This window comes from Streptomyces cyaneofuscatus (genome assembly GCF_042718795.1).
GTDB lineage: Bacteria > Actinomycetota > Actinomycetes > Streptomycetales > Streptomycetaceae > Streptomyces > Streptomyces cyaneofuscatus_A.
Window position 1 is genome coordinate 103,463 of record NZ_JBHXOX010000013.1, and the last position, 21,885, is coordinate 125,347.

General features: G+C 71.2%; 27 protein-coding genes. 11 read left to right on the forward strand and 16 right to left on the reverse strand.

The window, feature by feature from the left end; all coding sequences use genetic code 11:
* Positions 1-29: 29 nt before the first annotated feature.
* The 4 genes from ACFWRT_RS16905 to ACFWRT_RS16920 all read right to left on the reverse strand — a co-directional run bounded on the left by ACFWRT_RS16905 (position 30) and on the right by ACFWRT_RS16920 (position 2,963).
* Positions 30-581 carry a GNAT family N-acetyltransferase gene (locus tag ACFWRT_RS16905; protein WP_380951291.1) on the reverse strand — a complete coding sequence of 184 codons (552 nt, stop codon included), beginning with the start codon at positions 579-581 and terminating at the stop codon, positions 30-32.
* Positions 582-815: 234 nt separating this feature from the next.
* The gene (gene ispF / locus ACFWRT_RS16910; protein ID WP_380951252.1) at positions 816-1,334 is read right to left on the reverse strand and encodes a 2-C-methyl-D-erythritol 2,4-cyclodiphosphate synthase; all 519 of its coding nucleotides are present in this window, start codon (positions 1,332-1,334) and stop codon (positions 816-818) included.
* Positions 1,324-2,091 carry a 2-C-methyl-D-erythritol 4-phosphate cytidylyltransferase gene (gene ispD / locus ACFWRT_RS16915; RefSeq protein WP_380951251.1) on the reverse strand — a complete coding sequence of 256 codons (768 nt, stop codon included), beginning with the start codon at positions 2,089-2,091 and terminating at the stop codon, positions 1,324-1,326. Before ispD ends, ispF begins: the two co-directional genes overlap by 11 nt.
* Positions 2,092-2,480: 389 nt before the next feature.
* Positions 2,481-2,963 carry a CarD family transcriptional regulator gene (locus ACFWRT_RS16920; RefSeq protein ID WP_006380568.1) on the reverse strand — a complete coding sequence of 161 codons (483 nt, stop codon included), beginning with the start codon at positions 2,961-2,963 and terminating at the stop codon, positions 2,481-2,483.
* A gap of 713 nt (positions 2,964-3,676) precedes the next feature.
* On the opposite strand from ACFWRT_RS16920, the gene ACFWRT_RS16925 reads away from it, so the two are divergent.
* A complete protein-coding gene (locus ACFWRT_RS16925; protein WP_380951250.1) occupies positions 3,677-4,384 on the forward strand; it encodes a DUF461 domain-containing protein in 708 nt (235 codons plus the stop codon).
* An 88-nt stretch (positions 4,385-4,472) separates the two neighbouring features.
* Here ACFWRT_RS16925 and ACFWRT_RS16930 read toward each other — a convergent pair whose 3' ends face one another.
* Positions 4,473-5,153 carry a two-component system response regulator PhoP gene (locus ACFWRT_RS16930; protein WP_003968183.1) on the reverse strand — a complete coding sequence of 227 codons (681 nt, stop codon included), beginning with the start codon at positions 5,151-5,153 and terminating at the stop codon, positions 4,473-4,475.
* Entirely contained in the window at positions 5,150-6,430 is a 1,281-nt protein-coding gene (locus ACFWRT_RS16935) for a two-component system sensor histidine kinase PhoR (RefSeq protein WP_380951249.1), read from the reverse strand. The genes ACFWRT_RS16930 and ACFWRT_RS16935 overlap by 4 nt, the downstream gene beginning before the upstream one ends.
* 198 nt (positions 6,431-6,628) lie before the next feature.
* On the opposite strand from ACFWRT_RS16935, the gene phoU reads away from it, so the two are divergent.
* Positions 6,629-7,309 carry a phosphate signaling complex protein PhoU gene (phoU, locus tag ACFWRT_RS16940; protein ID WP_380951248.1) on the forward strand — a complete coding sequence of 227 codons (681 nt, stop codon included), beginning with the start codon at positions 6,629-6,631 and terminating at the stop codon, positions 7,307-7,309.
* Positions 7,310-7,530: 221 nt separating this feature from the next.
* Entirely contained in the window at positions 7,531-7,680 is a 150-nt protein-coding gene (locus ACFWRT_RS16945) for a hypothetical protein (protein ID WP_380951247.1), read from the forward strand.
* 189 nt (positions 7,681-7,869) lie between these two features.
* Here the strand turns inward: ACFWRT_RS16945 and ACFWRT_RS16950 are convergent, their stop codons facing one another.
* Complete coding sequence (locus ACFWRT_RS16950; protein WP_380951246.1) at positions 7,870-9,195, reverse strand: MDR family MFS transporter; 1,326 nt, start codon at positions 9,193-9,195, stop codon at positions 7,870-7,872.
* A gap of 256 nt (positions 9,196-9,451) precedes the next feature.
* On the opposite strand from ACFWRT_RS16950, the gene ACFWRT_RS16955 reads away from it, so the two are divergent.
* Positions 9,452-10,213: a phosphoglyceromutase gene (locus tag ACFWRT_RS16955; protein WP_030566751.1), complete on the forward strand. Its 762-nt coding sequence runs from the start codon at positions 9,452-9,454 to the stop codon at positions 10,211-10,213.
* A gap of 136 nt (positions 10,214-10,349) precedes the next feature.
* On the opposite strand, the gene ACFWRT_RS16960 is transcribed toward ACFWRT_RS16955, so the two are convergent.
* Entirely contained in the window at positions 10,350-10,574 is a 225-nt protein-coding gene (locus ACFWRT_RS16960; protein ID WP_380951245.1) for a DUF2283 domain-containing protein, read from the reverse strand.
* A gap of 280 nt (positions 10,575-10,854) precedes the next feature.
* On the opposite strand from ACFWRT_RS16960, the gene ACFWRT_RS16965 reads away from it, so the two are divergent.
* Positions 10,855-11,079, forward strand: coding sequence for a cold-shock protein (locus ACFWRT_RS16965; RefSeq protein WP_380951244.1), 225 nt, complete (start codon positions 10,855-10,857; stop codon positions 11,077-11,079).
* A gap of 55 nt (positions 11,080-11,134) precedes the next feature.
* Here the strand turns inward: ACFWRT_RS16965 and ACFWRT_RS16970 are convergent, their stop codons facing one another.
* Together ACFWRT_RS16970 and ACFWRT_RS16975 are read right to left on the reverse strand one after the other, a co-directional pair.
* Complete coding sequence (locus ACFWRT_RS16970; protein WP_380951243.1) at positions 11,135-11,566, reverse strand: hypothetical protein; 432 nt, start codon at positions 11,564-11,566, stop codon at positions 11,135-11,137.
* The gene (locus ACFWRT_RS16975; RefSeq protein WP_380951242.1) at positions 11,563-11,811 is read right to left on the reverse strand and encodes a hypothetical protein; all 249 of its coding nucleotides are present in this window, start codon (positions 11,809-11,811) and stop codon (positions 11,563-11,565) included. The genes ACFWRT_RS16970 and ACFWRT_RS16975 overlap by 4 nt, the downstream gene beginning before the upstream one ends.
* A gap of 180 nt (positions 11,812-11,991) precedes the next feature.
* On the opposite strand from ACFWRT_RS16975, the gene ACFWRT_RS16980 reads away from it, so the two are divergent.
* Together ACFWRT_RS16980 and ACFWRT_RS16985 are read left to right on the forward strand one after the other, a co-directional pair.
* Positions 11,992-12,240 carry a hypothetical protein gene (locus ACFWRT_RS16980; protein ID WP_018511076.1) on the forward strand — a complete coding sequence of 83 codons (249 nt, stop codon included), beginning with the start codon at positions 11,992-11,994 and terminating at the stop codon, positions 12,238-12,240.
* On the forward strand, positions 12,237-12,479 hold the full coding sequence (locus ACFWRT_RS16985; protein ID WP_364778735.1) for a hypothetical protein: 243 nt from the start codon (positions 12,237-12,239) through the stop codon (positions 12,477-12,479). The genes ACFWRT_RS16980 and ACFWRT_RS16985 overlap by 4 nt, the downstream gene beginning before the upstream one ends.
* Positions 12,480-12,510: 31 nt before the next feature.
* Here ACFWRT_RS16985 and ACFWRT_RS16990 read toward each other — a convergent pair whose 3' ends face one another.
* Positions 12,511-13,344, reverse strand: a complete 834-nt coding sequence (locus ACFWRT_RS16990) for a hypothetical protein (RefSeq protein WP_380951241.1) — start codon at positions 13,342-13,344, stop codon at positions 12,511-12,513.
* A 555-nt stretch (positions 13,345-13,899) separates the two neighbouring features.
* On the opposite strand from ACFWRT_RS16990, the gene ACFWRT_RS16995 reads away from it, so the two are divergent.
* Complete coding sequence (locus ACFWRT_RS16995) at positions 13,900-14,094, forward strand: hypothetical protein (protein ID WP_380951240.1); 195 nt, start codon at positions 13,900-13,902, stop codon at positions 14,092-14,094.
* Here the strand turns inward: ACFWRT_RS16995 and ACFWRT_RS17000 are convergent.
* On the reverse strand, positions 14,060-14,572 hold the full coding sequence (locus tag ACFWRT_RS17000; protein ID WP_380951239.1) for a type III secretion system chaperone family protein: 513 nt from the start codon (positions 14,570-14,572) through the stop codon (positions 14,060-14,062). The two genes, ACFWRT_RS16995 and ACFWRT_RS17000, sit on opposite strands and share 35 nt — an antisense overlap.
* 70 nt (positions 14,573-14,642) lie before the next feature.
* Positions 14,643-15,995 (reverse strand): D-inositol-3-phosphate glycosyltransferase, encoded by a 1,353-nt coding sequence (gene mshA, locus ACFWRT_RS17005; protein WP_380951238.1) that lies wholly within the window; start codon positions 15,993-15,995, stop codon positions 14,643-14,645.
* A gap of 218 nt (positions 15,996-16,213) precedes the next feature.
* On the opposite strand from mshA, the gene ACFWRT_RS17010 reads away from it, so the two are divergent.
* The 3 genes from ACFWRT_RS17010 to ACFWRT_RS17020 all read left to right on the forward strand — a co-directional run bounded on the left by ACFWRT_RS17010 (position 16,214) and on the right by ACFWRT_RS17020 (position 20,122).
* Positions 16,214-16,999 carry a class I SAM-dependent methyltransferase gene (locus tag ACFWRT_RS17010; protein ID WP_380951237.1) on the forward strand — a complete coding sequence of 262 codons (786 nt, stop codon included), beginning with the start codon at positions 16,214-16,216 and terminating at the stop codon, positions 16,997-16,999.
* A 317-nt stretch (positions 17,000-17,316) separates the two neighbouring features.
* Positions 17,317-18,393, forward strand: a complete 1,077-nt coding sequence (locus tag ACFWRT_RS17015) for a C40 family peptidase (protein ID WP_380951235.1) — start codon at positions 17,317-17,319, stop codon at positions 18,391-18,393.
* Positions 18,394-18,727: 334 nt separating this feature from the next.
* Entirely contained in the window at positions 18,728-20,122 is a 1,395-nt protein-coding gene (locus ACFWRT_RS17020) for a PP2C family protein-serine/threonine phosphatase (protein ID WP_380951234.1), read from the forward strand.
* On the opposite strand, the gene ACFWRT_RS17025 is transcribed toward ACFWRT_RS17020, so the two are convergent.
* From ACFWRT_RS17025 to ACFWRT_RS17035, 3 genes are all read right to left on the reverse strand, one after another.
* Positions 20,095-20,436, reverse strand: a complete 342-nt coding sequence (locus tag ACFWRT_RS17025; protein WP_366425536.1) for a DUF2516 family protein — start codon at positions 20,434-20,436, stop codon at positions 20,095-20,097. The genes ACFWRT_RS17020 and ACFWRT_RS17025 overlap by 28 nt on opposite strands.
* A gap of 139 nt (positions 20,437-20,575) precedes the next feature.
* Positions 20,576-21,259 carry a hypothetical protein gene (locus tag ACFWRT_RS17030; RefSeq protein ID WP_380951232.1) on the reverse strand — a complete coding sequence of 228 codons (684 nt, stop codon included), beginning with the start codon at positions 21,257-21,259 and terminating at the stop codon, positions 20,576-20,578.
* A 44-nt stretch (positions 21,260-21,303) separates the two neighbouring features.
* Positions 21,304-21,783 (reverse strand): helix-turn-helix domain-containing protein, encoded by a 480-nt coding sequence (locus ACFWRT_RS17035; RefSeq protein ID WP_380951231.1) that lies wholly within the window; start codon positions 21,781-21,783, stop codon positions 21,304-21,306.
* Positions 21,784-21,885: the final 102 nt, after the last annotated feature.

Consider the following 21,885-nt stretch of genomic DNA (forward strand, 5'->3'; position numbering starts at 1 on the left):
GGGTGACCCTACATGAAAACGATTATCATCTAACCGGCGGGGCAGGTGCCGGTGCGACGGCCCGGCAGCGGCATCACCCTCGGCATCGGCAGCTCGAAGTGGACGATCCCCTGCCCGCCGCCCGGCAGCGCGCGCTCGTCGCACACCTCACGGGCGAGCGAGCGCCAGAACGGCTCGGCCCCGGGAACGGCCGGGTCGGTGTGCAGGTACAGGGCGTCGTAGCCGCCCACCCGCGCCGCGAACTCCCCCAGCTCACGTACCAGTTGACGGGCCAGCCCGTGCCTGCGGTGTTCTGGGCGCACATAGATCCGGCAGAGCTGGGCGGTGGTTCCGGAGGGGAAGCGGTCGGCGACCCACCGTGGATTGGGCGGCGCCTGCGGCCCCCGGTCGCGTACGGCACCGGTGGCGACGATCTCGCCGCCGTGCCCTGCCTCCCCGCCGTGCCCTGCCTGCCCGCCGTGCTCGACGACGAGCAGCGTGCAGCGCTTTGGGCGGAGGTAGGCGGTGGCGGGGTCGATGATGTCGGCGTGCCAGCGGGGTACGTAACCGGACTTCAGGTCGCGGTAGACGGTGTCGAGCATCACGGCCCGGGCGCCGCCGAGGTCGTCGGCGGTGGCGGTGCGCAGGACGTACCCGGACGCGTCGGGCTTCCGGTCGGCTTCCGCCCCTGCGGCCGCCGTGGCCGCACCCGTCGCGCTCGTCACCGGGATCACTCCTGCCTCGTGCGGCACATCGCTTGCGGTATCAGCGTACGTGCAAGCGATGTGCAGCAAGGCGGGAGTGCGGCCGCTGGTGGGCCGCCTTGGTGGACCGGGTCAGCGCGCCCGGTAGACCAGCGCCGTCGCGATCCCCGCGAGGCCCTCGCCGCGCCCGGTGAAGCCGAGGCCGTCCGAGGTGGCGGCGGAGAGTGAGACCGGGGCGCCGACGGCGGCGGACAGCACCTTCTGCGCCTCGTCGCGCCGCTTGCCGATCTTGGGGCGTACGCCGACGACCTGGACGGCGACGTTCCCGATCTCGTACCCCTCGGCGCGGACGATCCGGGCGGCCTCGGTGAGCAGGGTCACGCCGGCGGCGCCGGACCACTGGGGGCGGCCGGTGCCGAAGTGCTGCCCGAGGTCGCCGAGGCCGGCGGCGGAGAAGAGGGCGTTGCAGGCGGCGTGCGCGACGACGTCGGCGTCCGAGTGGCCGGCCAGGCCGGGGCCCTCGCCCTCCCACTTCAGGCCCGCGCACCACAGCTCGCGGCCCTCCTCGAAGGCGTGGATGTCGGTGCCGATGCCGACGAGCGGGATGACGGGGACGGCGGGCTCTGCCGCCGCGTGCTGCTCAGAAGCCATCGTGGGCCCTCCTGCGGGCGAGTACCGCTTCGGCCAGCACCAGGTCGAGCGGCCGGGTCACCTTGAACGCCTCCTCGTGGCCGGGGACGACGACGACCGGCGCGCCGAGGCGCTCGACCATGCCCGCGTCGTCCGTGGCGCCCTCACCGTCGAGTGCGACCTCGGCGTGGGCCCGTACCAGCGTGTCCCGGTCGAAGCCCTGCGGGGTCTGCACCGCGCGCAGCCTGGCCCGGACGGGGGTGGAGAGCACCGGCTCCGGATCCCCGGCCACCTCGGCGGGCTCGACCTCCTTGACGGTGTCGGTGAGCGGCAGGGCGGGAACGACGGCGGCCGCCCCGTTCCGTACGGCTTCGACGACCGCGTCCACCGTGTCGACCGGCACCAGCGGGCGGGCGGCGTCGTGGACCAGGACGACGGCGATGTCCTCGGGCAGCGCGTCGAGGCCGAGGCCCACCGACTCCTGTCGGGTGTCGCCGCCGGGCACGACCAGGTAGTCCGTGCGCTCGGGCAGGGCGTGCTCGTCGAGGAGGTGCTTCACCTCGGGCGCGCCGTTCGGCGGGGCGACGACCACGACGAGGGAGACGGCCCGGGAGGCCGCCATGGCGCGTACGGCGTGGATGAGCATGGGCGTGCCGCCGAGCGCCCGGAGGGCCTTGGGCGCGCCCGGTCCGAGCCGTATGCCGCGCCCGGCCGCGGGGATCACCGCGGCGGTGCGCGGGGGGCGCGGCCGGTCGGGCGGGGGTGGCGTCGAGGTCATCGATTGCACTCCGAAGGTCCGGGGGTTCGGCAGGTTTGTTTCCACGGGGGACGTGGGTAGGGGCCCAGCAAGCCGGGCGTGACGCCCTGACTTGAACCGGGCCCCTTCCGTGACCCCCGGTCGAGCGGAGTCGCAGCGGTGATCAACGGTACGGCGGGTGACGATACGGCGGTCGGCGGTGCGTCGGGCACATCGCCGTCGCCGGTTCGGGAATCGCCGGGAGTCGGGCTCGGAATCCGCCGGGAGTCGGGCTCGCGATCCGGAACCGAAGGTGCCGCGAGCCAGGTACCGCGAGCCGGATCCGGACATGCCTCAGCGCCCGACGACACACCGTAAAACGGCTGGTCAGCGGGCACCGCGGCATATTCATACGACCGGTGCGATCCGGTTCAGGACGCGAGGACCTCGTCGAGAAGGGCCTCGGCCTTGTCCTCGTTCGTGTTCTCCGCGAGAGCGAGCTCGCTCACCAGGATCTGGCGGGCCTTGGCGAGCATGCGCTTCTCTCCGGCGGAGAGACCGCGCTCGCGCTCACGACGCCACAGGTCACGCACGACTTCAGCGACCTTGATGACATCGCCCGAGGCGAGCTTTTCCAGATTTGCCTTGTAACGCCGGGACCAGTTGGTCGGCTCTTCGGCATACGGTGCGCGAAGCACCTCGAAGACCCGGTCCAGCCCCTCCTGCCCGACCACGTCGCGCACGCCCACGAACTCCGCATTGTCCGCCGGCACACGAACCGTCAAGTCGCCCTGGGCGACCTTGAGCACCAAGTAGGTCTTGTCCACGCCTTTGATCTGGCGAGTTTCGATAGCCTCGATCAGCGCGGCCCCGTGATGGGGATAGACCACGGTGTCGCCAACCTTGAACGTCATGTGACAGGTACCCCTTCCGTGGCTATCCAGAGTAACACGAGAATCGCCTCTCCTGAATGGCGTTTTCGCAGGTCAGGGCATATCTCAGGGCTTGACAACAGCAACATGGACGTGCTGCGGAAGGCTTCCGGAAGGCGGTATTCGCAGGTGGGAGCCGCTGTGCGGCCAAGGGGAAACGCTCGCGTCACACGGCCCGGAAGCCCTACAGAAGAGGGCGAAAGTCCCGTTTTGTCGGGTTCCAGGCGGTGAACTTTACGTACTCCGTTCGGTCATCGATCACCCGTACGGATGTAAGTACGCGTGCCCCATGAAATTGATCAAGACGCGCACCTCACGGCACCTCACGGCATCTCTCACGACGACTCTCCCGACGCCTCTCCCGACGCCTTTCGCGGGGAATGCGCCGCGGCCGGAAAAATTGATCACCGCGATTATGTGAACGGCACGTGACACGTCGGCCCTGGTGGGGCCATCACCGCCCGCTCCGCCGCACGCCGGGCCGTCGGGAAGCGCTCCCCCCGAAGAGCCGCGCTCTCTAGAGGCGGGTCGGGTGCGGGGCGGGAGTGGTGGCTCGGTAGCCTAAGGCCGCTGACACACCCTTAGGGCGGCTTTACGTCACCCCTTCCCTCCGTCCACGGGGCGCTCAGCCAGCACACGTACAACGCCCGACGCCCGAAGTCCGCAGTCCGATCGTTCAAGGAGTTGCCGCCGCCGTGAGCCGCAGCCTTCGACACGGCGCCCTCGCCGCCACTGCCATCGCGTTCTCGATCGTCTCCCTGTCCGCCTGCGCGGCGGGCAACAACGCCGAGACGCTCAAGGTCAGGCCGGACAACGCGGCCACCTCGGTGGGCACCATCAAGGTCCAGAACGCGAACGTGATCACGCAGGCCGAGCCCGAGGCCGAGGGCCCCGCCGTCGTCGTCGCGACGCTGTTCAACGACGGCACCGAGGACGAGGTCCTGGAGAGCGTCACGCTGCCCGGCACCGACGTCCAGGTGAAGCTCCAGCCCGCGAAGGGCACGGGCCCCGTCGAGATCCCGGCCGGCGGCCGCGTCCTCCTCGGCGGCAAGGGCAACGCCTCCGCCGTGATCGAGGGAGGCCGTGAGGCCGCCCAGGACGGCAACGTCCAGCAGGTCGTCTTCAAGCTGAGCCGCACCGGCGACGTCGGCCTCGGCGCCAACGTCGTCCCGGCCACCGGCTACTACAAGGACTTCGGCCCCAGCGCGCTGCCCGAGGCCCCGGCCGCCACGCCGAGCGGGACCCCGGAGACCGGCGGCTCCGAGACGCCGGAGGCCGGCAGCTCGGAGACCCCGGCCGGCGAGAAGCCCGAGTCCCCCGCCGCCGGCACCCCCGAGTCGCCTGCGGCCGGTACGGAGCAGCAGGGCACCCCGGAGACCGCGACGGCCGGGACGACCGGCTGACGCCACTCGCGTACGTACGGAACGACGTGAAGGGGCGCTCCCGGCCGGGAGCGCCCCTTCACGTGTCAGTCGTCCCGCAGTCTGCGGTCTACGGCTCGAACTTGTAGCCCAGGCCCCGCACGGTGACGAGGTAGCGCGGCGCTCCGGGGTCGGGCTCGATCTTGGCGCGCAGGCGCTTGACGTGGACATCGAGGGTCTTGGTGTCGCCGACGTAGTCCGCGCCCCAGACCCGGTCGATGAGCTGCATCCGGGTCAGCACGCGGCCCGCGTTGCGCAGCAGCATCTCCAGGAGGTCGAACTCCTTGAGCGGGAGGTCGACCTTGCCGCCGGAGACGGTGACCACGTGCCGGTCGACGTCCATCCGGACCGGGCCCGCCTCCAGGGCGGCCGGGGTGACCTCCTCCGGCTCCCCGCGGCGGCGCAGGACGGCGCGGATACGGGCGACGAGCTCGCGCGAGGAGAACGGCTTGGTGACGTAGTCGTCGGCTCCTATTTCGAGACCGACGACCTTGTCGATCTCGCTGTCCTTGGCGGTGACCATGATCACCGGAACGTTGGACCGGCTGCGGAGCTGGCGGCACACCTCGGTGCCGGGCAGACCGGGCAGCATCAGGTCGAGCAGGACCAGGTCGGCGCCGTTGCGCTCGAACTCGTCCAGGCCGTCGGGGCCGGTCGCGGCGATCGCGACCTCGAAACCTTCCTTGCGCAGCATGTAGGACAGGGCGTCGCTGAAGGATTCCTCATCCTCGACGACAAGCACTCGGGTCACGGAAGAGCCTCCGGGGCGGGGAAGGGGTCATAGGAGTCGGTCTCGAACGGGGACCTGTCCTGTTCGCCGACGCCGTTGACGCCGTTGACGATAAGGGGTCCGCCGGTGGTGCGCTCCCTCACGGCGCCCGATTCGGGCAGCCGGAGGGTGAAGGTGGAGCCCTGTCCCTCGGAGCTCCAGACGGTGACCTCCCCGCCGTGCGAGGCGGCCACGTGTTTGACGATGGCGAGGCCGAGACCGGTGCCACCGGTGGCCCGTGAGCGGGCCGGGTCGACGCGGTAGAACCGCTCGAAGACCCGCTCGCGGTCCTTCTCCGAGATGCCGATGCCCTGGTCGGTCACGGCGATCTCGATCAGGTCCCCGCCCGGTCCGGCGGTGCGGCGGGCCGCGATACCGACCCGGGTGCGGGCGGGACTGTAGTTGACGGCGTTCTCGACGAGGTTGCCGAGGGCTCCGACGAGCTGGCCCCGGTTGCCCCAGACCGTGAGGCCCTCGGTGCCACCGGAGGCCATGGTGATCTGCTTGGAGCCGGCCTGCTGGCGGCAGCGGTCGATCGCCTCGGCGACGAGCACCTCCACCTTGACCGGCTCGGCGTCCTCCAGGGGGTCGTCGTTCTGCACCCGGGAGAGGTCGATGAGCTCCTGGACGAGGTTGGTGAGCCGGGTCGCCTCGATCTGCATCCGTCCGGCGAACCGCTCCACCGCCTCCGGGTCGTCGGAGGCGTCCATGACCGCTTCGGAGAGCAGGGAGAGCGCTCCCGTGGGGGTCTTGAGCTCATGGCTCACGTTGGCGACGAAGTCGCGCCGTACCGCTTCTATCCGACGGGCCTCGGTGAGGTCCTCGACGAGCAGCAGCACCAGCCGTGAGCCCAGCGGGGCGACCCGGGCGGAGACCGCGAGGGTGTCGCCCCGGCCGGTGCCGCGCCGGGGGAGGTCCAGCTCGCCCTGGCGTATCTCGCCGTCGCGCCGGGTGTCGCGGGCCATGTTGAGCATCGGCTCGACGGAGAGGCGGCCGCCTCTGACCAGGCCCAGCGCATACGCCGCGGAGCTGGCCTTGACCACGCTGTCGCTCTCGTCGAGCACGACGGCGGAGGAGCTGAGCACGGAGAGGACGGTGTCCACCCCGGGGGGAAGAGCGGCGTTGCTGTCCGGCCGCAGGGACGTACGCGTGGGCCGTTTCAGGTCGCGCTCGCTCCAGCGGAACGCCAGCATGGCGATCACACCGGTCAGGAGACCGGCGATCGCCGAAGCTGCGGCGACCGCCGCGTTCACGTCCATGCTTCAAGGTTATGCGGGTGCGCCGACACTCTCCCAGCCGTCCGAGTGCTATCTCGAACACTCGTCGCCCAGAGTTCACCGAGGGGTAGGAGCCGGTTCACTTAGGGGGCCGGATACGGACGCGTTGCGGCCCCACCGTGTAACCGTGGGGGTCGGTCCGAGACCCCGGCCTCAGTTGGAACTGGAGAGGGACTTCCCATGCGCGACGCTTACCACGAGGAACTCGACTCGATCGGAGAAGGCCTGGTCGAGATGGCCCGGCTGGTCGGTTCGGCGATCGGCCGGGCGACCACGTCCATGCTCGATGCCGACCTGAAGCTCGCGGAGAGCGTGATCGCCGGTGACCAGAAGGTCGACGACCTTCAGCACGACCTGGAGGCGCGCGCGATCGCCCTCCTGGCCCGTCAGCAGCCGGTGGCGACCGATCTGCGGATCGTGGTGACCTCGCTGCGGATGAGCGCCGACCTGGAGCGCTCCGGCGACCTCGCCCAGCACGTGGCGAAGCTCGCCCGGCTGCGCTTCCCGCAGTCGGCGGTCCCGAACGACCTGCACGCCACCATCCTGGAGATGGGCCAGCTCGCCCAGCGGCTGATGGCCAAGGCCGCCGAGGTCATCATCACCAAGGACGTCGATCTGGCGCTCCAGCTCGAGCAGGACGACGACGAGATGGACCTGCTGCACCGCACGCTCTTCCAGCACCTGATGGACGACCGCTGGAAGCACGGCATCGAGACGGCCGTCGACGTGACGCTGCTGGGCCGCTACTACGAGCGCTTCGCCGACCACGCGGTGTCGGTCGCCAAGCGCGTCGTCTACCTGGTGACGGGTGAGCACGCGGACGAGATCCAGGCGGCGGCGACGCCGGCGGAGGGCTCGTAGCCGTTACGGGGCCGGGTGCGGGCACTCCGTATGCTCCCGGCGCACGCGAGTCGCACATGTGTTCCTGCACGTGTGCGCCGTTGATGCGCCGTACGGGATGGGCATGCAATGGGGCGGGGACGGCGCCAGGGCCGTACGCGGTACGTACGGCCCTGCCGTCACGTCCCCGGCGGTGGCGCAGCGGCGTCCGCCGCCCAGCCGTACGCCCCTGAGGAGGGACCATGGCCGATTCCCCCACCGCCGAACCCCAGCTGGAGACCCCGACCGAAGTGGTGCACCTGACCGTGCTCGGCGCCTGCGGCTGCGGCTCGGGCTGCGGGTGCGGCTGCCAGTCCGGTGCTCCGTGCCAGTGCGGCGGCTGCTCGGGCTGACGCGCGCCGGCGCATCTCGTACGGCGTTCGCGTGTCCCGTACGGCGTCGCGTGTCCCGTACGGCATTCGCCGCGCCCTGTACGGCGTTCGCGCGTCCCGTACGCGTTCACGGACGAAGGCGCCCGCCCGGAGAGTGGTCCGGGCGGGCGCCGTCGTCGTACTCAGGGGTCCGGCTCTCGGGCCCGGAGCTCAGCCCGCGCGTTCCATCACCGTCGCCGGGTCGGGTTCGGCCTGGTCCGGCCGGGCCTGGGCGGGTACGGGGGCGGGCTCGGGGACGGCCTCCTCCGCGAGGATCTCCTCACGGGGCAGGTTGCGCATCAGCAGCCAGTAGCCGAGGCCGGCGACCGTACCGATCACCGCGCAGGCGCCCCAGAGCCAGGCGGCACCGTAGTGGTCGATCACGAAACCGGACATCAGGGGCGCGACGAGGGCCGCCACCGACCAGGACATCGTGTACATGCCCTGGTAGCGGCCCCGGCCCTGGGCCGGGGACAGTTGCACGACCAGACCCGTCTGGGTGGGCGCGTTGACGATCTCGGCGAGGGTCCAGACGCAGACCGTCAGGGCGTACGCGGCGACGGACCCGGCGAAGGCGGTCAGCCCGAAGCCGTACCCGGCGAGCAGCGAGGAGATGATCAGCAGCCGCCGCGGGTCGCGGTGCTGGATGAAGCGGGTGACGGGGATCTGGAGGGCCACGATCAGGACGCCGTTGACGGCGATGGCGGTACCGAAGTCGGAGCTGGAGAGCCCGTCCGTCCCCATCGCCACCGGCAGCCCCACGTACCCCTGCTGGAAGATCAGTGACACCAGGAACGACAGCCCCACGACACCCATGAAGCGCCCGTCGCGCAGCACGGTGATGAGCCGCACGTCGTCCTCGCCCCGCTTGCCGCCGGCGGTCTTCACCAGGACGGCCTGCTCGGGCCGCGACTCCGGCACCTTCAGGAAGACGACGACGGCGCAGGCCAGCACCATCGTCGCCTCGCCGAGGAAGCCGGCGAGATAGCTGTACTCGGCGATGAACCCGGCCCCGGCGGAGGAGATGGCGAACCCGAGGTTGATGGCCCAGTAGTTGAGCGAGAACGCTCGTACACGATCCTTGGGCGGCACGATGTCGGCCATCATCGCCTGGACGGCGGGGCGCGAGGCGTTGCTCGCCATGCCGACGAGGAACGCGACGGCGGCGATGGCGACCGGGTGCTCCATGAACCCGAGCACCGCCACGGAGGCCGCCATCGACACCTGCGCGATCAGCATGGTGGGCCGCCGCCCGAGCCGGTCGGTCATCACCCCGGCGCCGAGCGAGGAGATGACGCCGCCGAGCCCGTGGAGGGCGGCGACGAGACCGGCGTACGAGGCCGAGTAGCCCCGGTCCAGGGTCAGGTACAGCGCCATGAAGGTGGCGACGAAGCCGCCGAGCCGGTTGACCAGCGTGCTGAGCCAGAGCCACCAGAACTCCCGGGGCAGCCCGGAGACGGTCTCACGTGCGGCGGTTCTGAGACCGGCGACGGACATGCGGTTTCCCCCCACGGGACGTGACGGACGGTCGCCTCGGGCAGGCTCCCGGGACGTACGGAACGGGTCGCCTTCGGTAAGGCTCCCGGCGACCATCCGAACGTTACGAACCCCGACGGCTCACCCGCCACCGGATTGACGCCCGCCGTCAATCGTCAGCCGCGCTCGTCACCCGCCCTCGTCACCCGCGCGAGCGCTTTGTCCGCCACGCGGGCGGGCGCGCGGAGGGCGTGCGGGTTCGATTACGCTCGGACTCATGGCCGACGCACCGTACAAGCTGATCCTCCTCCGCCACGGCGAGAGCGAATGGAACGCGAAGAACCTGTTCACCGGCTGGGTGGACGTCAACCTCACCGAGAAGGGCGAGAAGGAAGCAGTCCGCGGCGGTGAGCTGCTCAAGGACGCCGGTCTGCTCCCCGACGTCCTGCACACCTCCCTCCAGCGCCGCGCGATCCGCACCGCGCAGCTCGCCCTGGAGTCCGCCGACCGCCTCTGGATCCCGGTCCGCCGCTCCTGGCGCCTGAACGAGCGCCACTACGGCGCCCTCCAGGGCAAGGACAAGGCGCAGACGCTGGCCGAGTTCGGCGAGGAGCAGTTCATGCTCTGGCGCCGCTCGTACGACACCCCGCCGCCGCCGCTGGCCCGCGACGACGAGTACAGCCAGTTCGACGACGCGCGCTACGCGGACCTCCCGCCGGAGCTGCGCCCGGACACGGAGTGCCTGAAGGACGTCGTGGTCCGGATGCTCCCGTACTGGTTCGACAGCATCGTCCCCGACCTCCTCACCGGCCGCACGGTCCTGGTGGCCGCCCACGGCAACAGCCTCCGGGGCCTGGTGAAGCACCTGGACGGCATCTCGGACGAGGACATCTCGGGCCTCAACATCCCGACGGGCATCCCGCTCTCCTACGAGCTGGACGCCGACTTCAAGCCGCTGAAGCCGGGCGGCACGTACCTCGACCCGGACGCGGCGAAGGCGGCCATCGAGGCCGTGAAGAACCAGGGCAAGAAGAAGTAGCTTTCGCGATCATGCCCCCGAACCGCACTTACGGCGCGGGGCGGGGGCATTTTCACGGCCTGGGCCCGCTGTGGGACCTTGACGCGGCGCATCCCGCGGCGGTCGACTCGACTGGTCATGCACCTTCGGTGTCCAGTCACTCGGCGGACCGGAGCAGGTACGTGGGCAGTTTCGAACGGGCCGCCAGCACCTCGATGCCGATGAGGCGGCCCTGCTCGTCGAAGTCGAGGTTGATCATGCCGTCGATGTCCACAGGATCGCAGGGATACATGCGTGCGGACGTCACGCGGGCCTGCGGTTCGGTGAGATGTACGTACGCCGCGTCTACGGTCTCGTCGTAAGTGACTCTGACGTCTGCCACGGTGAGCGGTCTCCTTTGCTGTCGCTGATGGCGGCGCTGTCCTCTGGCCGAAAGAGCTGAACTCGTGCGTACACGGGGAGAGAGCCCGTCTCCCGGCTGCAACGTGCTGGAAGGGGTCTTGATCCATCACCTGCGCTCGGTTTCTTTCACACAGGGGTTCCAAGGTCTCCGTCGGATCATGTCAGGGCAGCCAGGGACGACGGCCGGGAGCGGGAGCGCGGATCGGGGGCATTCTCACGTGCTGGAAGGGCTCGGAGGGCTGGGGCCATGGAGTTCCGGCATGGTGATGGCGACGTTTCGTGAGTGGGACGACGAGGAGGGGTGGGGCGTGCTCGACTCCGCCGAGACTCCCGGCGGTTGCTTCGGGCACTACTCCGACATCCAGGCGACCGGCTTCCGTACGCCGGCGGCCGGGCAGCGGGTCGGTCTGATCTGGGAAGCCCCGGGGTTCCAGCAGGACGGGTACGACTACCGGGCGCTGAGCATCGTGCCCCGGGCCGTGTGAGGTCCCAACGCCTACGGCGAGCGCTCTGGCGCTCGGGAAGTCAGGCCCCGGTCCGTCAGTTCGGAACCCTGGCGGCCACGAAGCCCTCACCGTCCTGGAACTCGATCAGTACGTGGCCGTCGGTGAAGTAGAGCCAGCACTCGTAGCAACTGTCCACCACCAACTCCGCTTGAGCCGCCACGACTTCGGTCTCCAGCGCGACGGCGGGGACCACCTGGTCGCCCCAGAACACGACGACGAGCTCTCCCTCGCCCCCGTAACGTCGCACCATCTCGCGCAGCCCGTCCCCATCGAACTCCTCGGAGCGTTCCAGAACTTCGACACCCTGCCAGTCCAGGCGGGTCGAGTTCACCGAGGCGAAGCGGTTGAGGCTGACGCCGGCGAAGGCCCGGTCCTCCGCGTACGTCAGCACGATGGCGGCGTCCCCTGCGGCAGCCAGCAGACCGGCGATCTGCTCGGGGTGCATCCCGTATCCGGTCGTCCTCACCGGGCACCTGACTCCCGGCGGGGCCAGGAGTTCGGCACGAAGAGGCTCAGGCGGTACGTCGTCGGCTGCTTCAGGCGGCCGCAGAGCGTCTCCATCCGCACGGCGGACCAGTCGATCCCGGGGCCCTCCGCCCGCAGGCGCCGGACGTAGGCGCGGTGTTCCGACGCGTCCTGCGTCTCGAAGAGCACGCTCCAGTGGCCCGCCTCGGGTGCGAAGCGCCCGGCGGGCGGACGTGGTTCGCCCACCGGCTGTCGTCTTCTCTTTCGCTGACCTGGCATCGGACAAGGATCGTCGCTTCCGGCCAGGGAGCCAAGCTCCGCTCCGGCACGGCCGTTGCGCCACCCCCGACCCGAACTCTCCGCCTCACGCACTACGGTGACCCCAACAGGTAGCGGTCAACGGCAAGGAGATCGGGGAGAGCGATCATGGGCGAGTCTCTGAAGACCTTCGTCGGCGGCACCGAGGTGGAGGTGCCCAACAGCATCCCGGACATCCGCGCCGCCCTGCCCGAGGAGAGACGCGAGGAGTTCGACCTCGCCATCAACGAGGCCGGGGTGCACGAGATCTCGGCCGTCATGCGGCACTGGATGCTGGAGGCCGTTCCCGATCCCGAGGCCGAACGGATCCTGGACCGGCTGGCGCAGGACGAGGCCGAGAGGCGGAGCGTCGCTTGAGCTTCCGCATCTCCTACGCGCCGCCCGCCGACGACACCCTGGCCAAGATGCGCGACGGGCAGTCCTTCCGGGACGCGATGGCCCGCACCCTGGGCCGGGAGCCGTACGGGCACGCCTCCTCCGCCGTCAAGAGTGAGCGGGACCGGCGGGAGGCCACCGTCTCCGGGGCCATCGTCCTCTACTACGTCTCCCGGTCCGTACTGACCGTCACCGTCGTCCGGCTCGTGCCCCTGCCCTGAAGCCGGAGCCGCCGGGCAGGGGTTGCGTTCATCAGCCGAGCTTCTTCGCCTGGGCCGCCACGACCTCCGTCGGCACGGTGAACTTCGCGCCGCCGTCGCCGCCCGCCGCCAGGTTGAAGGAGAAGAACGTCGCCACGGTGCCCTCCTTGCGGAGCGCCACCAGCTTGAACGGCGCCTTCGCGCCCTCGTCGTCCTGGACGAGCGTCCAGGCCGCCGCCTCGTCGCCGCCGGTGACCTTCTCCTCGGTGATCGAGACGATCTTCTGCGGGGCGCCCGCGACCGTCGCGGTGAAGCCGCCCGCGCACTCCGCCGCGGCCTTCTTCAGCCCGGCGAACGTGTCCTGGCCCGCCGTACCGTCGTACGCGTTCAGCGCGACCAGGGTGGACGTCAGGTCGAAGGCCGCCTTCAGGGCGCCCTCGGCCTCGCCGTCCGTCATGTCCTCCAGCGACTTCTTGGTACCCGCCTTCGGGTCCGTGATCACCTTGCGCTTGCTGGTGGCCTTGGAACCCGCCTCCGCCGCGCCGTACATGGCGTGGACCACCGGCAGGCAGGCGGCCTTGTCGGCCTTCAGGCCGTCCGCCGGGGCCTCGTCGTCCGGGCCCGCCGCGGCGATCTTGTGGCCCTCGACGTCACCCTGCTTCAGCGACGCGGCCTCCAGCTCGGCGGCGCTGAGCGCCTTGGCCCCGGAGGCCTTCGGGGCCGAGCTGCTCCCGCTCGTGGCTCCGCCCTGGCCGTCCTTCCCGCTGCCCGCGTCGGTGCCGGTGCCGGTGCCGGTGTCGGACGAGCCGCCGCAGGCCGTGGCCAGCAGGGTCAGCGAGACCGCGCAGGCGGCGAGGGCGGTACGGCGTACGGCGGTGGCGCGCATGGTTCTTCATCTCCGGGTCGGGGTTCGGGGAGCAACCGCCCTTCGCCCGTACGGCACTTCGACGCCGCCCGGGACGGACCGTCGCAGTGATCCACACTTTACGTTCGAACCTGTGAGCGATGATCCGGCCGACAGCCCTCTCCCATGATCGTGATTCGGCTGTGATCATCCTGTGAACGCACTGTGCGGCACCGCCGTACAACCCCACCCGCCGTACCACCCCGCCCGCCGTGCAACCTCCACGGTACGGGGGACGGGGCGACGAAGCCCGCCTCCGCACTGAACTCGGGCGCCTCGTCGGGCGGTTGCACACCGTAACCGGCCCTGGCGGCTTCGGCTGTCCCGCCGCGCCGTTCGGGCCGCCCGCCACCACCTGGCGTACCGCCTTCACCGCGATGACCGAGGCCGTGCTCGCCGACGCCGTGACGTACCGGGCGCCACTCCCGTACCCCCTCGACCGCATCCGTACGGTGCTGGCGCACGCCGCCCCGGCCCTGGACGACGTCACGCGGCCCGCGCTCGTCCACTTCGATCGCCGAAGGGAGCGGGCGAGCAGTGGAGTTCACCGATGCGGTGCGCCTTCGGCTTGCCCTGTACCGGAGTTACCTCTACCTCATCATGCTCGTCGAGACCGTGCTGCGTGGCCCCGGGCCCGAAGCGGCCGGGGAGACACGGCAGTTGATGGCGCCCCACCTCGTCGCGGCACTGGACGCCGTCAGTCGCGCGGCGAACGCTCGATCAGATGGCTGAACGCGTCGAGGTTGCGGGTGGACTCGCCGCGGGAGACCCGCCAGGCGTGCTCCTTGCGGATCGAGCTCGCGAAGCCCAGTTCGAGGAGGGTGTTGAACGAGTCGTCGGCCGCCTCCAGGACCACGCCGAGCAGTCGGTCCAGCTCCTCGGGGGTGACCACGGCGAGCGGCAGTCGGCCGGCCAGGTAGATGTCACCGAGGGAGTCGATCGCGTAACTCACCCCGAAGAGACGGAGGTTGCGCTCCAGGAGCCAGCGGTGCACCTCGGCATCGTTCTCGTCCGGGTGGCGGACGACGAAGGCGTTGACGGAGAGGGAGTGATTGCCGACGATGAGCGAACAGGTCGTCGACAGCTTGCGGGTGCCGGGCAGGGTCACCACATAGGTGCCGGGGGCGGGGCTCTCCCAGGCGAGCCCGGCACCGTCCAGCGTCGCCTCGATGACGCGGGCCGCTGCTGTTCCATCGGGTACGTCAGCCATGCAGCGAGCGTACGTCAGCCGTGGGTGGCGGGCAGGACGGGCTCAGCCGTGGGCGGTCGGCAGGACAGGCTCAGCCGTGGTGCGTACGCGCCCGGCGGCGGTGGTCGGCCAGTGCCGCCGTGTAGACGTCGGCCGTGCCGGAGGCCGCCGTGTCCCAGCCGAAGGACTGCGCGTGCGCCGCGGCCGCCGCCCCCATCCGCTCGACCAGCTCCGGCGCGTCCGCGAACCGCTCCAGCGCGCGGGCGTACGCCTCCGGGTCGTGGCCGGGTATCAGGAAGCCGCTGACCTCGTCGCGCACCGCCACCGGCAGCCCGCCCACCGCCGCCGCGACCACCGGCGTACCGGCCGCCTGGGCCTCGATGGCGACCAGACCGAAGGACTCGCTGTACGACGGCATGACCAGCACGGACGCGGCCCGGAACCAGTCCGCCAGCCTGTCCTGGCCCACCGGCGGATGGAACCGTACGACGTCGGCGATGCCGAGCCGCGCGGCCAGCTTCTGCAGCCCCTCGGGCTTCGCGAGCCCGCTGCCGCTCGGGCCTCCGACGACGGGCACCACGATGCGGGAGCGCAGGGAGGGGTGCCGGTCCAGCAGCACCGCCACCGCGCGCAGCAGCACGTCCGGGGCCTTCAGCGGCTGGATGCGGCCCGCGAAGAGCGGGATCAGCGCGTCCTGCGGCAGGCCCAGGCGGGCCCGGGCGGCGGCGCGGCCGTCGGCCGTGCGGAAGCGGTCCAGGTTGACGCCCGGGTGCACGACGGCGACGGAGGACGGGTCGGCGTCGTAGAAGCGGACCAGTTCGTCGGCCTCCTCGGCGGTGTTGGCGATCAGCCGGTCCGAGGCGTGGACGATCTGGGTCTCGCCGATGACCCGGGCGGCCGGCTCGGGGGTGTCGCCCTCGGCGAGCGCGGCGTTCTTGACCTTGGCCATGGTGTGCATGGCGTGCACGAGCGGGACGCCCCAGCGCTGGGCGGCGAGCCAGCCGACCTGCCCGGAGAGCCAGTAGTGGGAGTGGACCAGGTCGTAGTAGCCGGGGCGCTGGCCGGCCCAGGCCTGCATCACGCCGTGCGTGAAGGCGCAGAGCTGGGCGGGCAGGTCCTCCTTGGCGAGCCCCTCGTACGGCCCGGCGTCGACGTGCCGGACCAGCACGCCGGGGGCCAGCTCGACCTCGGGGGGCAGCGAGCCGGTGGTGGCCCGGGTGAAGATCTCGACCTCGATATTGATCGCGGCGAGGCGCTTGGCCAGTTCGACGATGTAGACGTTCATCCCGCCCGCGTCGCCCGTGCCGGGCTGGTGCAGGGGCGAGGTGTGCACGGAGAGCATCGCGATGCGGCGCGGTTTGCGGGAGGAGCCGGGGAAACTGCCGGGGAACCGGATGCGGGGGCCGGTCCGGGTGGAACCGAGCCGGGAGACGTACTGGCTCACGTCGTCGGTCCTCCTCACTCACGCTCACTGGCTCACTGGCTCACTCAGGGCACGCCACGTGAGGGCGCGGAGCCCTCTGAAGGGCGAGAACAGCGGAATCCCGCCTTTCATTTCCGCTTTGCCAAATCATTACGGAGGTGGAGGGAGGCGGCATCCCGGCCCCTCGCGCCCACGGCCACCCGCGTACCCGCCCCTCCCCCGTCGCATACGCTCACCGCATGCGCCAGCGCCCCATCGGCACCGCCACCCGCGGGACCACCAACCCGAACCGGCTGCGCCGCATGGACCGCTGGATCGCCGCCGCGCACGGCCCGGCCCTGCGCCGCGCGGAGACCCCCGTGGCCGTCGATCTCGGGTACGGGGCGGCGCCCTGGACCGCCGTGGAGCTCCTGGCCCGGCTGCGTACCGCCGAACCCCGCACCGCCGTAGCGGGCGTCGAGATCGACGCGGAGCGGGTCGCCGCGGCGAAGCCGTACGAGCGCGAGGGGCTCACCTTCGTCCACGGCGGCTTCGAGATCCCGCTGGCGGAGCGGCCCACGCTCATCCGGGTGGCGAACGTGCTGCGGCAGTACGACGAGGACCAGGTCGCCGAGGTCTGGGCGCGGCTCTGCTCGCGGCTCGCCCCGGACGGGCTCCTGGTGGAGGGGACCTGCGACGAGATCGGGCGCCGGCATGTGTGGGTGGCGCTGGGGCCCGAGGGGCCGCGCACGGTGACCTTCGCGACCCGGCTCGGCTCGCTGGAGCGCCCGTCCGACCTCGCCGAGCGCCTGCCGAAGGCGCTGATCCACCGGAACGTGCCGGGCGAGCCGGTCCACGCGTTCCTGCGCGACTTCGACCGGGCGTGGGCGGCGGCCTCCCCGTACGCGTCGCTCGGCGCCCGGCAGCGCTGGATCGCGGCGGTACGGGTGCTGTCGGCCCACTGGCCGGTGAGGGACGGCGTACGGCGGTGGCGGCAGGGCGAGGTCACGGTGGCGTGGGAGGCGCTGCGGCCCGGGGACCACTGAACGGCAAGCTGAACGGCAGCCGCTCGATGAGGACCGCTCGACGACGACCGCTCGACGACGACCGCTGAACGACGACCGCTGAACGATCACCCGACCGGGCGAAAGTATGCTCTTCCGGGGAGCGACGGGAACGCCGACCGCGTGTCGTTCGTCCTGGGGTGGGGATCACGAGGCGCCGGACACCGACTGCCTCTGTTGTTTTACGGGACGACATGGCACGATCGCGACGTCGCCTGAACGTTACTGATGGTAAGTCAGATGCTCACTATCCGGCTTCTGTTGCTTTTGTCTTGATTTCGTTCTTGCTGGGGGAGCTCGTGAACCGACGCCACTGCGCCGCCGCGGCCATCACGCTGGTCTGCGCGCTGGGCCTGCTGACCGTTCCGGTCCAGGCGATGGCCGCACCGACGCCGGACTCGTCGCCGTCTTCCGTATCGGCGCCGGTCTCCTCCGAGCAGGACCTCGAAAAGATCCGCGAGCAGATCGAGACGCTCTACCGGCAGGCCGGCGCGGCGACGGACGCGTACAACCTCGCCGAGCAGCAGACCAAGAAGCAGTCCGGCGAGATCGTGAAGCTGGCCAAGGCGATCGTCGACGGCCAGGCCCGGATAGCCGAGCTGAAGGACCGCGCCGGCGCCCAGGCGCGCGAGCAGTACCGCAACGGCGGCCTGCCGCCCGGCGCCCAACTGGTCCTCAGCGACGACCCGCGGCTCTTCCTGGACGGCGTCAACAAGGTCCGCACCAGCCAGCAGGCGAGCAAGACGGTCCTGGCCGAGCTGACCCGGACCCAGGAGGACCTGGAGACGTACACCCAGGACGCCAGCAGCAACTGGCACAAGCTGGAGACGAACCGGGTCAAGCAGGCCAAGGCCAAGAAGAAGATCAACGCGCAGATAGCCGCGGCGCAGAAGCTCGAATCGCGGCTGGAGACGAAGGAGCGGGCCCGGCTCCGCGAGCTGGAGCAGGACGCCGCGAACCGGGCGCAGTCCGCCTGGCTCGCCACCCGCCCCACGCCCAACGTCGCCGTCAGCGGCGCGACGACCGCGGCCGGCGAGGCGGCGGTGGCCTTCGCGACCGCGCAGATAGGCAAGCCGTACGTCTGGGGCGCCACGGGCCCCGGCTCGTACGACTGCTCGGGGCTGACCTCGAAGGCCTGGGCCGCGGCGGGCCGGCCGATCCCGCGCACCTCGCAGGAGCAGTGGCGTCTGCTCCCGCGCATCGACATCCAGGACATGCGCCCCGGCGACCTGATCATCTACCACGCCGACGCCAGCCACGTCGGGATGTACGTCGGGGACGGCGCGATCGTCCACTCCCCGCGCCCCGGCCGCCACGTCACCCTGGCGGGCGCGGGCTCGATGAAGATCCTCGGCGTGGTCCGGCCGGACAGGTAGGGCCGGACAGGCAGGGCCGGACAGGTAGAGCCGGACAGACAGGGCTGCGGGGCCCTCGCGCGGCCACGGGGACTTCGGGCGTACGTGAGCGGCGCCACGTCGCCGGGGCGGGCGCGGGCGTGCGCGGGTGATGTTTGTCATGGCCTCTCCGCCGCCTCCGGCACGCCCCATCCGGCCGGATCCGTGCCGGGAAGCGGCTTATGACGGCGCATATGACAGGGGCTGGTCCCCGCGCGCCATTCCGTTCCCCCGCCGGAGACCGCTATCGTCCCCGACTGGCGTTCGTCGATCGGCGTACCGCCGCACCCTAGGGGGGAGGGGAGGACCCGAACCGATGCCCGTACCCGTACCGCAGCAACGTGATGCTCCCGCTGCGGAGACCCCCCATGGCGCCGACCTCACCGTCCTGGTGATCGAGGACGACCCGGCGGGCAGCATCACGGGACCCGAGCTCTCGGCAGCGGCCGGCACCCGGGTCCGTATCCGTACCGCCCGCAACCTCACCGAGGCCGGGCGGCTGCTGACCGACGACGTCGACTGCATCCTGCTGGACCTCGCACTGCCCGTACCGACCACCACCACGGCAGCGGCCACCGCCGTCCCCGATCACCGGCCCGAGCCCGTCCCCGGCCGGGCCGACGAGCTGGCGGTCCTCACCCACGTACTGCGGATCGCACCGCTCCACGCGGTCCTCGTGCTGACCGCGCAGGACGACACGGAGCTGGCGGCCGAGGCGGTACGCGTCGGGGCGCAGGACTACCTCTTCCGGGGTGAGCTGGACGCGCGGGTCCTGAGCCGCGCGATCCGGTACGCCGTCGAGCGCAAGCGCGCCGACCTCGCCCAGCACCAGTTGACCGAGTCCGGGCTGCGCGCCCAGGAGAACGCCCGCCTGGAACGCGGCCTCCTGCCCACCCCGCTCCTGGAGGGCTCCGACCTGAGCTTCGCCGCCCGCTACCGGCCGGGCCGCAGCCGCGCCCTCCTCGGCGGCGACTTCTACGACACCGTGCGCACCCCGGACGGCACGGTCCACGCGATGATCGGCGACGTCTGCGGGCACGGCCCGGACGAGGCGGCGCTGGGCGTCGAGCTGCGGATCGCCTGGCGGGCGCTGACCCTGGCCGGGCTATGCGGGGACCAGTTGCTCTCCACGCTCCAGCAGGTGCTGGAGCACGAGCGGCAGAGCGAGGAGATCTTCGCGACGCTCTGCACCGTCGACATCGCCCCCGACGGCCGCCGCGCCGGGCTCTGCCTGGCCGGCCACCCCGCACCGCTGCTGGCCCGCCACGGCCGGCCGGCCCGGCTGCTCCCGTACGAGGACGGCGGCCCGGCGCTCGGGCTGCTGCCGCGCGCCCGGTGGCCGCGCCGCCAGGTGGAGCTGGGCGCGGAGTGGAGCCTGATGATGTACACGGACGGGCTGATCGAGGGCCGCGTCGGGGCGGGCAGCAGTCAGCGGCTCGGCCAGGACGGCATGGTCGCGATGGTCAACAGCCGGCTGGAGCAGGGGCTGACGGGCGAGGAGCTGCTGGAGGCGGCGGTCGCCGAGGTGCGGGAGTTGAACGGCGGCGAGCTGACGGACGACGTGGCGGTGCTGCTGCTGGGCCGCGACCCGGAGCGGATACGGCGACGGGGCCGGAGCGCCTCGCGCCCCGGCCCCGTATCGACCGCTCCTGCGACGGCTGTCGCTCCCGCCGCCGCGAGCGCTCAGCGCCCGCCGTTGTACGGCCCGTAGGGCCCGTCACTGCTGGAACCGCCCCGGCGGCCACCGCCGCTGCCACCCGAGACCTCCTTGAGCGCGGGCCGGACGTCGACCATGAACACGATCGACGCGACCACACCCGCGAGCTGGAGGAAGAGGAACGGGATGAGCAGGTTCACGGCGACGGCGACACCGAGAAGGATCAGCCAGAAGGACTTCTTCTTCTTGTCGGCGGCCCGGTAGGCGTCCTCCCGGGCGATCGCCGCGAAGACGAACGCGACCACGGCCAGCACCAGCATGCCCAGGTAGAGCAGCTGGAGGAGTGAGCCGAATGCGGAGAGCAACATGGTGTGAACCGCCTAGTGAGTGGATGAGCGCCCTGCGGCCGAGAAGGCCAAGGTACCGGGACAACGAACCGGCCACCGGTAAAGGTGCCCGCCCCGCGCCCCGGTCACTCTTCGTCCGTACGGAGGGGAGCCGTCGGGGTCACTTCCCGGCGGGCGGGGTGGTCTTCTTGGCGGCGGGCTTGCGCGGGGCGGGAGCCTTCTTGGCGGGCGCGGCCTTGGCCTCGGCGGGGGCGGCGCTCTTCGCGGCCGGGGTGGCGGGCTTCGCGGCGGGGGTGGCGGGCTTCGCGGCCGGCGCGGGCTTCACGGCGGCCGGCTTGGGCGCGCTCCTGGTCGTCGCGGCGGCGGGCTTCGCAGCAGCGGGCTTCGGCGCGGCCTCCACGACGGCGGCGATCTCGACGATCTCGTCGGCCGTCTCGCCGCGCCAGGTCCGCACGGCCTGCTCACCGTGGACGGCGACCTTCTCGTACGTCTCCCGGGCCCGCACCGCGTACTCGGCGGCGATGCCCACGCCGCGCAGCGCCAGGTCCTGAGCGCTCTCGCCCAGCTTCTTCAGGTCGGCGGCGTCGAGCGCCCCGAACACCTCGGTGACCTTCGCCTGCACGGTGGCCTGGGCCTCCTTGGCCTGCGTGGTCACCTTCTCCTGCACGACCTTGGGGTCGGTGTTGCGTACGGCCTCGAACCGCTCGGGCGCCTCGGCCCGAAGCTGCTCGATCAGCGCCGGGACCTTGAGCGCCTGCTGCACGGCCAGGTCGGCCGTACCGGCGGCGAAGTAGAGGGGGGTGCGGTCGGTGAGGGTCTTGCGCAGGTCATCGGTGATGGCCATGACTGTGGTCCTCCCGGATCATCAGAAGCAGGTGGTGACTGTGGCTAGCTGTGAGGGTTGTCGTCTTTCGCGGCATCGGCCTTGAGCACGTCAGCCTTGAGCGCTTCGGCCTTGAGCGCGTCGGCCTTGAGCGCGTCGTCCGCCCCAGGTGTCCCGTCCGTCTCGTCCGTCTCCGGCACGAACCCGTTCTCGCGGCGGAAGGAGTCGTAGATCTGCAGTAGGACGTTCTTCTGCCGCTCGTTGATCGACGGATCGGCCAGAATGACCGCCCGCGTCTCCAGCTCCTCCCGCTCCCGCTCGTCGAGGATTCCCGCCCGTACGTAGAGGGTCTCGGCCGAGATCCGCAGCGCCTTGGCGACCTGCTGCAGCACTTCCGCACTGGGCTTGCGCAGGCCACGCTCGATCTGGCTGAGGTAGGGGTTCGACACCCCGGCGGCATCGGCGAGCTGCCGCAACGAGAGCTGCGCGGCGTTGCGCTGCTCGCGGAGGTACTCACCGAGATTGCCGACGTTGAGTGATGCCATGACTCGATACTGCAACACCTTTGCTAACTATTGCAAGCGGATGCTTGCAATAGTGTCGCACGCCACGTGTCGGGGCCGGCCTCCGCGAGTCACCGAGAAACG

Coding starts and splice junctions, on each gene's coding strand:
- ACFWRT_RS16905 (WP_380951291.1), bottom strand. CDS start 581: ATGCTCGACACCGTCTACCGCGACCTGAAGTCCGGTTACGTACCCCGC.
- ispF (WP_380951252.1), bottom strand. CDS start 1,334: ATGGCTTCTGAGCAGCACGCGGCGGCAGAGCCCGCCGTCCCCGTCATC.
- ispD (WP_380951251.1), bottom strand. CDS start 2,091: ATGACCTCGACGCCACCCCCGCCCGACCGGCCGCGCCCCCCGCGCACC.
- ACFWRT_RS16920 (WP_006380568.1), bottom strand. CDS start 2,963: ATGACGTTCAAGGTTGGCGACACCGTGGTCTATCCCCATCACGGGGCC.
- ACFWRT_RS16935 (WP_380951249.1), bottom strand. CDS start 6,430: ATGGACGTGAACGCGGCGGTCGCCGCAGCTTCGGCGATCGCCGGTCTC.
- phoU (WP_380951248.1), top strand. CDS start 6,629: ATGCGCGACGCTTACCACGAGGAACTCGACTCGATCGGAGAAGGCCTG.
- ACFWRT_RS16945 (WP_380951247.1), top strand. CDS start 7,531: ATGGCCGATTCCCCCACCGCCGAACCCCAGCTGGAGACCCCGACCGAA.
- ACFWRT_RS16950 (WP_380951246.1), bottom strand. CDS start 9,195: ATGTCCGTCGCCGGTCTCAGAACCGCCGCACGTGAGACCGTCTCCGGG.
- ACFWRT_RS16955 (WP_030566751.1), top strand. CDS start 9,452: ATGGCCGACGCACCGTACAAGCTGATCCTCCTCCGCCACGGCGAGAGC.
- ACFWRT_RS16965 (WP_380951244.1), top strand. CDS start 10,855: ATGGTGATGGCGACGTTTCGTGAGTGGGACGACGAGGAGGGGTGGGGC.
- ACFWRT_RS16980 (WP_018511076.1), top strand. CDS start 11,992: ATGGGCGAGTCTCTGAAGACCTTCGTCGGCGGCACCGAGGTGGAGGTG.
- ACFWRT_RS16990 (WP_380951241.1), bottom strand. CDS start 13,344: ATGCGCGCCACCGCCGTACGCCGTACCGCCCTCGCCGCCTGCGCGGTC.
- ACFWRT_RS17000 (WP_380951239.1), bottom strand. CDS start 14,572: ATGGCTGACGTACCCGATGGAACAGCAGCGGCCCGCGTCATCGAGGCG.
- ACFWRT_RS17010 (WP_380951237.1), top strand. CDS start 16,214: ATGCGCCAGCGCCCCATCGGCACCGCCACCCGCGGGACCACCAACCCG.
- ACFWRT_RS17020 (WP_380951234.1), top strand. CDS start 18,728: ATGCCCGTACCCGTACCGCAGCAACGTGATGCTCCCGCTGCGGAGACC.
- ACFWRT_RS17025 (WP_366425536.1), bottom strand. CDS start 20,436: ATGTTGCTCTCCGCATTCGGCTCACTCCTCCAGCTGCTCTACCTGGGC.
- ACFWRT_RS17030 (WP_380951232.1), bottom strand. CDS start 21,259: ATGGCCATCACCGATGACCTGCGCAAGACCCTCACCGACCGCACCCCC.
- ACFWRT_RS17035 (WP_380951231.1), bottom strand. CDS start 21,783: ATGGCATCACTCAACGTCGGCAATCTCGGTGAGTACCTCCGCGAGCAG.